General features: G+C 73.5%; 9 protein-coding genes. 2 read left to right on the top strand and 7 right to left on the bottom strand.

Translation table 11 applies throughout. The features are described from left to right. Together PV721_RS34665 and PV721_RS34660 are read right to left on the bottom strand one after the other, a co-directional pair. Positions 1-1,030, bottom strand: a 1,030-nt coding sequence (locus tag PV721_RS34665; protein ID WP_319731427.1) for a PAS domain-containing protein, incomplete at its 3' end; no start/stop codon positions are given. Between the two features lie 148 nt (positions 1,031-1,178). Beyond that, positions 1,179-2,312 (bottom strand): sulfite oxidase, encoded by a 1,134-nt coding sequence (locus PV721_RS34660; RefSeq protein ID WP_319731424.1) that lies wholly within the window; start codon positions 2,310-2,312, stop codon positions 1,179-1,181. Between the two features lie 468 nt (positions 2,313-2,780). Here PV721_RS34660 and PV721_RS34655 point away from each other — a divergent pair, with 468 nt between their 5' ends. After that, positions 2,781-5,279: a discoidin domain-containing protein gene (locus PV721_RS34655; protein WP_319731422.1), complete on the top strand. Its 2,499-nt coding sequence runs from the start codon at positions 2,781-2,783 to the stop codon at positions 5,277-5,279. A 91-nt stretch (positions 5,280-5,370) separates the two neighbouring features. On the opposite strand, the gene PV721_RS34650 is transcribed toward PV721_RS34655, so the two are convergent. Then, positions 5,371-6,585 (bottom strand): aromatic amino acid transaminase, encoded by a 1,215-nt coding sequence (locus PV721_RS34650; protein ID WP_319731420.1) that lies wholly within the window; start codon positions 6,583-6,585, stop codon positions 5,371-5,373. Next, complete coding sequence (locus PV721_RS34645; protein WP_319731418.1) at positions 6,578-7,579, bottom strand: DMT family transporter; 1,002 nt, start codon at positions 7,577-7,579, stop codon at positions 6,578-6,580. The genes PV721_RS34650 and PV721_RS34645 overlap by 8 nt, the downstream gene beginning before the upstream one ends. A gap of 136 nt (positions 7,580-7,715) precedes the next feature. Here PV721_RS34645 and PV721_RS34640 point away from each other — a divergent pair, with 136 nt between their 5' ends. Further along, positions 7,716-8,207, top strand: coding sequence for an Lrp/AsnC family transcriptional regulator (locus tag PV721_RS34640; protein ID WP_319731416.1), 492 nt, complete (start codon positions 7,716-7,718; stop codon positions 8,205-8,207). A gap of 404 nt (positions 8,208-8,611) precedes the next feature. On the opposite strand, the gene PV721_RS34635 is transcribed toward PV721_RS34640, so the two are convergent. The 3 genes from PV721_RS34635 to PV721_RS34625 all read right to left on the bottom strand — a co-directional run bounded on the left by PV721_RS34635 (position 8,612) and on the right by PV721_RS34625 (position 11,752). Next, entirely contained in the window at positions 8,612-9,127 is a 516-nt protein-coding gene (locus PV721_RS34635; protein WP_319731414.1) for an O-acetyl-ADP-ribose deacetylase, read from the bottom strand. A 278-nt stretch (positions 9,128-9,405) separates the two neighbouring features. Further along, positions 9,406-10,824: an NAD(P)/FAD-dependent oxidoreductase gene (locus PV721_RS34630; RefSeq protein ID WP_319731412.1), complete on the bottom strand. Its 1,419-nt coding sequence runs from the start codon at positions 10,822-10,824 to the stop codon at positions 9,406-9,408. Between the two features lie 103 nt (positions 10,825-10,927). Beyond that, positions 10,928-11,752 carry an inositol monophosphatase family protein gene (locus tag PV721_RS34625; RefSeq protein WP_319731410.1) on the bottom strand — a complete coding sequence of 275 codons (825 nt, stop codon included), beginning with the start codon at positions 11,750-11,752 and terminating at the stop codon, positions 10,928-10,930. Positions 11,753-11,963: the final 211 nt, after the last annotated feature.

Below are 11,963 nucleotides of genomic sequence, written 5' to 3'. Positions count from 1 at the left end.
GGGCGGTCGGGTCGGGGAAGCGGGCCGCCAGGCGGCGCAGGACACCGCGGGTGGAAGCGGCGGGCGCCACGCCCTCGTCGGGGCCCAGTACGGCTTCGAGCAGCTGTACGTCGGCCGAGTCCGCGAGCTGCGGTACCAGCACGTCCACGATCTCCTGGGCGGTCTGGTGGAGGTCCAGGGTCGTGCCGATGCGGGTGCCTGCCTCCGCCAGCAGCGCGAACCGGTGCCGGGCCCGTTCGACCTCGGCCTGCGCCTGCTGGCCCTCGGTGATGTCGATGAGGGAGGCGATCACCCCGAGGGCCCGGCCGGAGCCGTCGAGCAGCGGGGCGTACGAGCAGGACCAGGTCCGGTCGCGCTCGGGGTCGGCGGGGGTCCGCCCGGTGCGGCGGACGTCGACGACGGCGGTGCCCCGGTCGAGGACCTGCTGCATCGTGGCTTCCAGGGCGACGGCGTTGACCCCGGGCACCACCTCGGTGAGCCGCCGGCCCAGGTGCTCGGCGGCGGAGACGCCGTTCATCCGGGCCAGCGCGTCGTTGACCCGGAGGAAGCGCAGGTCGGGGCCGAGGGTGGCGAGGCCGATGGGCGACTGGGTGAACAGGCTCTGCAGGGCGGCGAGCGAGTCCCGCATGTGGAGGACCTCGGAGGTCTCCACGGCGATGAGCATGGCGCCCGTGCGGCCCTGCGGGTCCACGGCGGGCACGATCCACATCTCCATGGGGACGCGGTGGCCGTCGCGGTGGCGCACGGGCAGGGTGCCGACGACGGTCTCGCCGGCCTGGACGCGCCGGGTCAGCTGCTCGGCGAGCTCCCGGTTGGCCTCGGGGACGAGGACGGCCGTGCCGGGGCGGCCGATGATGTCCTCGGGCCGGTGCCCGAGCAGGTCCTGGGCGGCCAGCGACCACTCGACGATGCGACCGTCGGCGTCCTCGCGCCACAGGGCGAGCGGCAGCAGCTCGCGGAGCACGCCCGCGTACCCGACAGCCGCCACCGGCTGGTCCGGCACCTCGCTCGTCGACTGGTAAGTGTCCAATGCACCGACCTCACCCCGGGGGGCTGAATTCCTACCGATTCACCCTATCCGAGGCAGGGGCGTGGGGCTCTGCGTCCGGTGGAGGGGGCCTGGCGGGGCGCAGGCTCGGCGGGTGCGGGGCGACCGGCCGCCGGTCCGCACCTCCGGCTCATACGACGACCACTTCGACGCAGGCCACGGGGTTGCAGCCGTAGCCGCGGGCGTTCCACGGGGCCCGCCCCGGCTGGGTGTCGCCGTGGGCGTCGGTCGCGCGGGACAGCAGCCGGTACGGCCCGGGTCGCTGCGGCGTCCACCGGTACGACCAGCCGCTCCAGGCGTAGGGGCCCGCCGGCGGTTCGAGCTCGGCCGGGAGCCAGCCCCGGCCCCCGTCGCCGTCGCCGTCGCCGTCGCCGTCGAGGGCCGGCCCGTCGTCCTGGTACGCGGCCCGCACCTCGACGCTGCGTACGGGGACCCCGCCGCCCGACCAGGCGCGGCCGCGGACCAGGGTCTCGTGGCCGCGGCGCACGGCCGTGTCCGGCTCGGGCTCGGTGATGACCGACTTGACCCGCACGGTCGTGACGGGCCCCTCGGGGGTGCCGCGCGAGGCGACGTAGAGGTACTCCTCGGTCTGGAAGGCACCGGTGAACACGTGCGTCACGGCCCGCGCCCCGACGAGCCACTTCACATCGGCGACGGCGTACCGGCCGGGGACCACCAGGCGGACCGGCGCCCCGTGCTCGGGCGCCAGCGGCTCGCCGTTCATGCGGGTGGCGAGGAGGGTGTCCGGGTGGAGGGCCACGGCGAGCGGGAGGCTGCGCTCGAAGGGCGCCGGGCGGCCGTGCACGGTGCCGGAGTCGGCTCCGGTGAAGACGATCTCCACGGCCGCCGGATCGATCCCGGCCCGGTCGGCGAGGGCGCGGAAGGGCACACCCGCGAAGTGCGCGCACCCCACCGCCTGCTGGCTCCACGGCAGTCCGGGCGGGGGCGGTCTCATCAGGCCGCGGCCGTTGCCCGCGCACTCCACGACCACGTCGAGCTCCCGGTGTTCCATCGCGAGGAGTTCCGCGTGGCCGAGGGTGAAGGGAGCGGCGGCGGCGCCGTCGAACCGGAGCCGCCACCGGGCGGGGTCGATGCGCGGAATGCCGAAGTGGTCGCGTACGAAGAAGGCCCCCACGGGGGTGACCGGCTCGGCGAGCGCGGCCGACGGCGTCTGGGCGTTGTACGGGTCGGCCGTCACCGTCTCGGGCTCCCAGACCGTGGCACCGGGCCCGCGCGGACCTCGTGGAACCGGCCATGCGGTCATCGCGACACCTTCCGTCGGACGCGTTCCGAGCGCGACGCGGATTTCTTTCAGCGTACTTCCGGCGAGGTCTTGACTAAGGATGAATAGGGAGGAGACTCATCAATACACCGGAAAACCGGATAGAGCCGCACCTCCCTGGGGAGACGTCCTCAGGCCCGCGTGACCCTTGTCCAGGCTCTGGCCAGGCCCCCGGCAGCATCTGTCGACCAGGGGAGCCATCGGCGACGGCGGATGGCTCATGGAATCGACGGAACTGCCGGGGACTGTCGTGTCCGCACACTCCGCACACGACCGCGCGCATCCGCGCACATCCCACCGGCAATGCCGCTTCACGCCAACTCTCCCTCTTTCCGGGAGAGTTGCGTTTGACCTGACCTATGTTCTCTGGGGCACGTCCCGTCGCCCCAGGAGGTCAGATTGCAGTCCAGGCGCTCCCTCGCCTTTCCACGCCTGTTACGCCGTTCCCACTTGCTCATAGCCTTCGGCCTCGGCTCGCTGCTGATCGGCCTGACCCCGTGGCTCGGGGTCTCCAGCACGGCGGCCGGCCGGGCCCCGGCACCCCGGCCCACACCCGTCCCGCAGGACCAGCAGACGGCGAAGCAGTCGCCGCACCACGGCATCGCGCCGGCGAACGCGCTGGAACCCACGGCTCCCGTCCTCGACCGGACCGGTTGGACGGCCACCGCCGGCGACGAGGAGACCGCCGGCGAGAACGGCCGCGCGGCCAACGTGCTCGACGGCAACACCGACACCATCTGGCACAGCAAGTGGAGCGGCACCCCCGCTCCCCTGCCCCACACGCTCACCATCGACATGCGGCAGACCTCGGTCGTCTCCGCACTCGTCTACCGCCCCCGCGCGAACGGGCCCAACGGGCGCGTCGGTGAGTACAGCATCAGCCTCAGCACGGATGGACAGGGCTGGGGAGCCCCCGTCGCCACGGGCACCCTCGCGGACGACGCCAGCACCAAGACGCTGGGCTTCGCCCCGCAGGGCGCCCGGTTCGTGCGCCTCACGGCGCTCACCGAGGCCGGCGGCCGCGGGCCCTGGAGCTCCGCCGCCGAGATCGACGTACTGGGCGACCCCGGCACCCCGGCGGCCACCGTCGACCTGTCCCGGACCGGCTGGACGGCCACCGCCGGCGACGAGGAGACCACCGGCGAGAACGGCCGCGCGGCCAACGTGCTCGACGGCAACACCGACACCATCTGGCACAGCAAATGGAGCGGCACCCCCGCTCCCCTGCCGCACACCCTCACCATCGACATGCACCGCACGTCGGTCGTCTCCGCACTCGTCTACCACCCCCGCGCGGACGGGCCCAACGGGCGGGCGGGCGCCTACAGCATCCAGACCAGCACCGACGGGATCACCTTCGCCGCGCCGGTGGCCTCGGGCACCTGGCGGGACGACGACACCGTCAAGACCGCCACCTTCACCCGGGCCGAGCACACCCGCTACGTACGTCTGACCGTGACGAGCGAGGCCGGCGGCCGCGGCCCGTGGACCTCGGCCGCGGAGATCCGCCTGAGCGGGCCGGCCAGCCCGGCCGTCCACGGCTCCTGGGGCCGGATCACCGGGTTCCCGCTGGTGCCCGTGGCCACCGCCGCCCTCCCCGGCGACAAGCTGCTGGCCTGGTCGGCGTACGCGGTCGACCGCTTCGGCGGCAGCAACGGATACACCCAGACCGCGATCCTGGACCTGAAGACCGGCAAGGTCACCCAGCGCCGCATCGACAACACCGGCCACGACATGTTCTGTCCGGGCATCGCCATGCTCGCCGACGGCCGGGTGCTGGTCACCGGGGGCAGCAACGCGGAGAAGGCGAGCATCTACGACCCGGCCACCGACGACTGGTCCGCCACCACCAGCATGAACATCGCCCGCGGCTACCAGGCCATGACGCTGCTCTCCACCGGGGAGGCCTTCGTCCTGGGCGGTTCCTGGAGCGGGGCGGCGGGCGACAAGGCCGGTGAGGCCTGGTCGCCGGACACCCGGACCTGGCGCAAGCTCCCGGGCGTCTCCGCCGTGCCCGCGCTGACGGCGGATCCGGCCGGCCCCTACCGGGCCGACAACCACATGTGGCTGTACGCCACTTCGGGCGGCAAGGTGCTGCAGCTGGGGCCGAGCAAGCAGATGAACTGGATCTCGACCACGGGCCAGGGCAGCATCACCGCCGCCGGCACCCGGGCCGACAGCCAGGACGCAATGACGGGCAACGCCGTCTCCTACGACATCGGCAAGCTGCTCACCCTGGGCGGCTCCCCCGCCTACCAGGACAGCCCGGCCACCCGGCGCGCCTACACGGTGAGCGTCTCGGGCGGCCAGGCGCAGGCCGCCCGCACCGGGGACATGGAGCACGCCCGCGCCTTCAGCAACAGCGTCGTCCTGCCCGACGGCAAGGTGGCCGTCTTCGGCGGGCAGGCCTATCCGGTGCCGTTCAGCGACGCGACCTCGGTGCTGACGCCCGAGCTGTGGGACCCGGCGACCGGAGCCTTCACGCCGCTCGCCTCGATGGCCGTGCCGCGCAACTACCACAGCGTGGCCAACCTGCTGCCGGACGGGCGGATCTTCTCCGGGGGCGGGGGCCTGTGCGGCGACTGCGCCACCAACCACGCCGACGGTGCGGTCTTCACACCGCCGTACCTGCTGAACGCGGACGGCACGCCGAAGCCGCGTCCCGTCATCTCCGGTGGCGTGCCCTCGAGGACGGCCCCCGGCACCTCGCTCACGGTGGGCACCGAGGGCCCGGTGGCGTCGTTCGTCCTGATGCGCGCCGCCGCCGCGACCCACTCCACCGACAACGACCAGCGCCGGGTCCCCCTGGTGTCCACGGCCACCGGAACCAACTCCTACACGGTGTCCGTTCCCGCCGACACCGGCGTGGTCCTGCCGGGCAACTACATGCTCTTCGCCCTCGACGCCCAGGGGGTCCCGAGCGTGGCCAAGTTCCTCACCGTCTCCTGAACCCCGGGTGATCCCGGGTGATCCCGGATGATCCCGGATGATCCCGAGCGGTGTCCGGCCGTCGTTCCGGCCGGGCACCGCTTCTCCCCGGCTACGCCGTCTGCACGGCCCGGAGCGCGTCGGCCGTGCCGAGGACTCCCGCGATGCCCCGGGCGAGGCAGGGGATGCGGTGCGCCGGGACGCCCGCGATGTTGATCCGCCCGGAGGTCGTGCCGTAGACGGCGTACTGCCTGCGCAGCTGGAGCATCTGCGGCGCGGTCAGCGGCAGCATCGAGAACATCCCCTTCTGCCGGGCGAGGGAGCGCGCCTGCTCGGCACAGCCCAGGGCGCTCAGGTGGGCGGTCAGATCGGCCCGGTTGGCCATGATCCGGCTCCGCATGACGTCCAGTTCCGCGCGCCAGGCGGCCCGCAGCCCCTGGTCCTCCAGGATCGTGGTGACGACCGCCGCGCCGTGCTCGGGCGGCATCGAGTACAGCGTCCGGGCGGCGTTCTGCAGGGCCGTCTCGGCGTGCCGCACGGCCTGGGCCGAGGACCCGAGCACGATGGCGCAGCCGACGCGGTCGCTGTAGAGACCGAAGTTCTTCGAGCAGCTGACGGCGATCAGCATCTCCGGGACGCGCGCCGCCAGCATCCGCGTGGCCAGCAGGTCGGCCTCCAGGCCGTCGCCGAGCCCGTGGTAGGCGAGGTCCACGAAGGGCACCCAGCCTCCGCGGACGGCCGACTCGGCCAGCGCCTCCCAGTCGTCCAGCAGCGGGTCCACGCCCGTGGGGTTGTGGCAGCACCCCTGGAGGAGCACCACGTCGTCCCGCCGGGCCTCCCGCAGCTCCCGCAGGACGCCGGCCGTGTCGAAGCCGCCCTCGGCGTCGCGCCAGCCGTACGTACGGACCTTCAGCCCGGCGGCCTCCAGGATGGGCCGGTGGTTGACGTAGGCCGGATCGCTGATCCACACCGTGGTGCCCGGCCGGGTCCGGCAGACGAGATCGGCCAGCAGCCGCAGCGCGCCGGAGCCTGCGACGGTCTGGACGGCCGCGGCCCGGTCGGCGGGCCCGTCCGGTCCCAGCACCAGGTCCAGCAGGGAGCGGTTGAAGGCCGCGTTCCCGGAGAGCCCGCGGTACTCCTTGGACTCGGAGCGCTCCGCCAGGCGCATCTCGGCCTCGCGGACGGCGGCCATGACGGGCGTGGTTCCCGTCTGGTCCCGGTAGACCCCGAGGACGAGGTTCAGCCGTTCGGGCCGCTCGTCGCTGCCGAACTCGTAGGTCAGGTCCCACAGCGGATCGGTGGGCGGCGGGGGGAGGAGCTCAAGCATCTGCGGGAACCTCGGGTCTGGGGCGGCGGTTGGCGAGGACGACGCCGGCGGTGATGAGGGGGACGCCGACGAGCACGGCGAGGGTCGGCGTCTCGCCGAGCAGGGGGATGGCGAGCAGGACGACGGCGACGGGGCTCAGGCTGCCGACGACGGAGCTGCGCTCGGCGCCGAGCCTGCGGATGGCGAAGGCGTAGAGCAGGCCGGCGCACAGCCCGACGCCGACGCCCTGGACCACGAGGAACAGCGCGATGTCGCTGCCCGCCGCGTGCGCGATGCCCGTCGGGAGGACCCCGGTCAGGACGAGGGCCGCGATCACGGCGAAGGAGGGGAGGCACAGCAGTCCGATCGATCCGACGGGATCGAGGTCCACCTCGCGCAGGCCCACCGTGTAGAGGGCCCACAGTCCGCTGGCGACCAGGAGGATGCCGGAACCGGCGAGCACGTCGGTGTCCACCGGGACGACGTAGCGCCAGACGAGGGCGGCGACGCCGGCCGCGATCAGCGCGAGCCCGGCCGTCTGCGTGCCGCGGGGCACCCCGTGCCCACGGCGGATCATGATCGCGGAGACGAAGAGCGGGACCATCCCGGGGACGATCGAGCCGACGAAGGCGGCGGAGGTCAGGGCGCCGCCGTGCATCGCCGCGAGGAAGAAGGGCACCCCCGCACCGCAGATGATCTTGGCTGCGGCGCCGGGCCGTACCGCGGCGATGCGGCGACGGCGCCGCCACAGGGCGGGGAGGAGCACGACGAGGGGAACGCCGAAGCGCAGCAGGGCCGCGTCGGCCGGCAGCAGGGAAGAGGCACTCAGGGCGCGGGCGCTGAGCGCGAAGGCCGCCCAGATCGCCACGGTCACCAGCAGCGCCAGCAGGCCCTCGGCCTGCGGGGAGAGCCGCGGGAGGAACCGCGGGGAGAGCCCGCGCCGGCCGGGGTGTCCGGCACGCGGGCCCGCCGCATCGGGAGGCACGGTCGCCCGGGTGGTGTGCGTCGCGACCAAGGAAATTGCTCCAGCCTCTGGGACTCGGACCGGTCCGGTCCGTTCCGGGGCAACGCTAGGGCTTCGGGCGGGGCAGCCGATTGCCAGTTCTGCCTCTCGGACATACGTTTGGGGCAGAATCTGCCAAGGAGTGGCCGTGGACGCAGTCGATCTGCAGATCATCCGGGAATTGCAGGCCGACGGGCGCCTGTCCAACCAGGACCTGGCCGACCGCGTCCGGCTCTCCCCGTCACCCTGCCTGCGCCGGGTCCGGCGGCTGGAGGAGGCGGGCCTGATCCGCGGCTACACGGCCATGGTCGACCAGGTGGCCTTCGGACTCCCGGTCACCGTCTTCGTACGGATCCGCCTGGAACGCCACACGGCGGAGGCGGTACGGCTCTTCGAGGAGCACGTCGCCGTCATCGAGCACATCCAGGACTGTTACCTGATGGCGGGCAGCAGCGACTACCTGCTCCGGGTCGTCATCGAGGACCTGGAGGCCTACGAGGCCCTGGTGCGCCACCGCATCCACGCCATCCCCGGAATCGCCTCGATCGAGTCGAGCTTCGCGTACGGCAGCGTCAAACAGTCCAGGACCTACCCCCGGCCCGCCCCGGGCGCATCGAGGAGATCGAGGAGTCTTCCGTGAATGACATCGCCGGTGACCGAGGAATGACGGAGGAACGGGAGCGGTTTCGCGCATGGACCGCCGGCGTGACGGTGCTGCGCAGGGCGTTGTAGGTCCACCAGGCGGCACGGAAGCCGGACCCCGGTGCCGGGGGATTGCATGGCCCCGAGGGGCCGGGCCGACCGGCCGAGGACCTGAGGCTTGGTCACGGCCGCGTCGGGATGCTCGATCTCCTGTGTGCCACCCGCTTGGCCTGGCCCGCTCGGCGGAGTCGGCAGGACGTTCCATGGAGACCACGCCGCCGTCGGCGTCCGCAGTCGGCAACGAACGGCACCTTGTCGGTGGCCGCGAGGGCGGTGACGCGCCCGGCGTCGTCGATACGGGGGAAAGCCCGGCCGCCGTTCGGGTTCGCGGCCGGGCCGCCTTCAGGCGCCCGCGACCGCCGTCTCGAAGGCGGCGAAGGCGGCCGCGTCGAAGAGGACGAAGCGGACCTCCTGCACCTCGGTCCGGGCCGCCCGCACCGTCTCCACCGCGATCCGTGCCCCGTCGTCCATGGGCCAGCCGTAGATGCCGGTGGAGATGGCCGGGAAGGCGACCGTACGGGCCCCCAGTTCGTCGGCGATCCTCAGCGATTCGCGGTAGCAGGAGGCCAGCAGCTCCGACCGGTCCTCCTCGCGCGACCAGACGGGTCCCACCGTGTGGATGACGTGCCCGGCGGCGAGTCTGCCGGCCGTGGTGGCGACGGCCCGGCCCGTCGGCAGTCCCTTGCCGTAGTGCGAGCGCCGCAGGTCCTCGCAGGCCGCGAGGATCTCCGGCCCGCCCCGGCGGTGGATGGCGCCGTCCACCCCGCCGCCGCCGAGGAGCGAGGAGTTGGCCGCGTTGACGATCGCGTCGGCCTTCTCGGCTGTGATGTCGCCGAGGACCAGGGTGATGCGGACCATCGGAAGTCCTTTCGCGAGCGGTACCCCCGGCCGGCCGTCACGGCGCCCGGGGCCCCCGCCCATTGATGCGTGCCTTGTGCGATGCCTGCACGCAGCGGTGAAAAGGCGGCCGAGCGCGCCCGTTCCGAGTCCCGCGGTGAGCATCGATTCGCCTCGTGCCCCAAATATCGCGGTGGACGCCGCCGTGATCGCCGCGACGCACAGGCCGACGAAGAAAGGCACCCTTCCTCTGTCGTCCGTGTCGTTGCCCGGACCCACGACCGCCTCCGGGGCCGGCCTCAGGTGTCCGTGCGCAGGTGGCGCCAGACCGCCTTGGCGGCGTTGTGGCCGGACATGCCGTGCACCCCCGGGCCCGGCGGGGTCGCCGACGAGCAGAGGAAGACCGCCGGGTGGGCCGTCGTGTACGGGGAGAGGGAGATCTTCGGCCGCAGCAGCAGCTGCAGCCCCGAAGCGGCTCCGCAGGCGATGTCCCCGCCGACGTAGTTGGGGTTGCGGGCGGCGAGCTGGGGCGGGCCGGCGGTGGCACGGGCCAGGACCAGGTCGCGGAAGCCGGGGGCGAAGCGCTCCAGCTGGCGCTCGACGGCTTCGGTGAGATCGCCGCCCCAGCCTGCCGGTACGTGCCCGTACGCCCAGAACACGTGCTTGCCCTCGGGTGCCCGGCCGGGATCGACCAGGCTGGGCTGCGCGGTGATGAGGAAGGGGTTGCGGGGGACCCGGCCGCCCGAGGCGAGCTGCAGGGCGGCGTCGATGTCGCGGGTGCGCGGGCCGATCTGGACGGTGCCGGCGCGGCGCGGTTCCTCGGCGGTCCACGGGACCGGGCCGTCCAGCGCGTAGTCGATCTTGAAGACGGAGGCGCCGTACCGGTAGCCGTCGTAGGCGCGCCCCAGCCGGGCGATCCGGGCCAGCGCGGTCGGTGAGGTGTCGAAGACGTACGCCCGGGCCGGCGGGAGGTCGTCGAGCCGCTTGACCTCGAAGCCGGTGTGGATCGTCCCGCCGAGGTCGCGCAGGTAGGCGGCGAGCGCGTCGGAGACGGACTGCGAGCCGCCGCGCGCCGCCGGCCAGCCGTTCGCGTGCGCGGCCAGCGCGAAGACCAGGCCGACGGCGCCCGTGCCGATCCCGCCGAGCGGAGCGATGACGTGGGCCACGAGCCCCGAGAAGAGGGCCCGGGCCCGCTCGTCGCGGAAGCGGCGCAGGAGCCAGGTGGAGGGCGGCAGGCCGGCGAGCCCGAAGCGGGCGAGGGTGACTGGGTCCCTGGGCAGCGCGGTGTTCGGCAGGGACATGAAGTCCCGGGCCAGGGTGTCCCACTTGCCGAGGAACGGCCCGACGAGCCGCCGGTAGGCGCCCGCGTCCCGCGGCCCGAAGGACGCCGCCGTCTCCGCGACCGAGCGGGAGAGGACGGCGGCCGTGCCGTCGTCGAAGGGGTGCGCCATCGGAAGCGGGGCGTGCAGCCATTCCAGCCCGTACCGCTTCAGCGGCATCGTGGCGAAGACCGGGGAGCCGGCGCCGAGCGGATGCACCGCCGAGCACGGGTCGTGCCGGAAGCCGGGGAGGGTGAGCTCCTCGGTCCGGGCGCCGCCGCCCACCGTGTCGGCGGCTTCGAAGACGGCCACCGAGAAGCCGCGCCGGGCCAGTTCGACGGCGGCGGTCAGCCCGTTGGGCCCCGCCCCCACCACGACCACATCGAGAATCGACGGCACTTGCGACTCCTTCGTTTCCGGCGGCGCCTGCGCCTCCAGGATATTGCGCCCCGCACGCCGGGCTGGACACCCCTAGGTCCGGTCCGGGCGGGGCTCAGGCCGTCTAGACGCCGCGGAGGAGTTCCCGGATGCGTACGGCGGTGGCCTCGTCCCGTCCGACGGCGAACGGCAGCGCGTTGTCCCGGTCCACCCGGAAGGGGACACCCGCGACCGTGCTCTGCGCCCCGCCGGCCTCGGCGACCAGCAGGAGCCCGGCCGCGTGGTCCCAGGCCGACGGCCAGGTGAAGGCCAGGGCGTCCATCTCGCCGCGGGCCACCTTCAGGTACTCCAGGCCCGCCGAGCCGCACGGCCTGGCCGCCACCCCGGGCACGTCCAGCCGGGCGAGCGTCCGCTTGTTCTCGTCGGAGGTGTAGAGCGGGTGGGCGATGGCGACCCGCAGCGCGGCGCCGGCCTCCGGCGAACCGCTGTGGATCCGCTCGCCGTTGACGTACGCGCCCTGCCCGCGCACGGCGGTCGCCAGCTCCTCCAGGGCCGGGGCGAAGGTCCAGGAGGCGAGGATCTCCCCGCGCAGGGCCAGCGCCACCAGGGTGCAGAAGGCCGGGTCGCCGTTCACGAACTGGCGGGTGCCGTCCACGGGGTCGACGATCCACACCGGGGCGTCCGCGCGCAGCGCCTCGTACACCGTGGGATCGGCGTGCACGGCCTCCTCGCCGACCACGGCCGAGCCGGGCAGCAGGCGCGTCAGGGAGGCCGTGAGGTGCTCCTCGGCCTTGCGGTCGGCGACGGTCACCAGGTCGTGGGGGCCGCTCTTCTCGTCGACCTCGTGCTCGGCGAGCTGCCTGAATCTCGGCATGATCTCGATCGCCGCCGCCTTGCGGACGGCCTCTTCCACATCCGGCAGGCCATGGGTAAGGAACTCATCGATCATGTGCCCATCACATCACGCCCGCGCGGCAAACCCCACCGACAATCTCCGGCGGACCGCTGGATTCCGCGTGTACTGCGGGTGAACCGGGTCGCCGGAAGGACGCCTGCCGCGTGCTGAACGCCGGATTCCCATGACTGACCGGCGCCGCCCCCGGCTGGGGACGGCGCTCCCGGGACCCAAGGGGTGTCAGCCGACGGGAGAGGGGCTGCGG

The sequence above is a fragment of the Streptomyces sp. MB09-01 genome, assembly GCF_033794505.1.
GTDB lineage: Bacteria > Actinomycetota > Actinomycetes > Streptomycetales > Streptomycetaceae > Streptomyces.
This window is presented reverse-complemented; position numbering and strand designations above follow the sequence as displayed.

Bases quoted from the DNA above. Each gene is read 5' to 3' on its own strand.
- PV721_RS34660 (WP_319731424.1), bottom strand. From the start codon at position 2,312: ATGACCGCATGGCCGGTTCCACGAGGTCCGCGCGGGCCCGGTGCCACG.
- PV721_RS34650 (WP_319731420.1), bottom strand. From the start codon at position 6,585: ATGCTTGAGCTCCTCCCCCCGCCGCCCACCGATCCGCTGTGGGACCTG.
- PV721_RS34635 (WP_319731414.1), bottom strand. From the start codon at position 9,127: ATGGTCCGCATCACCCTGGTCCTCGGCGACATCACAGCCGAGAAGGCC.
- PV721_RS34625 (WP_319731410.1), bottom strand. From the start codon at position 11,752: ATGATCGATGAGTTCCTTACCCATGGCCTGCCGGATGTGGAAGAGGCC.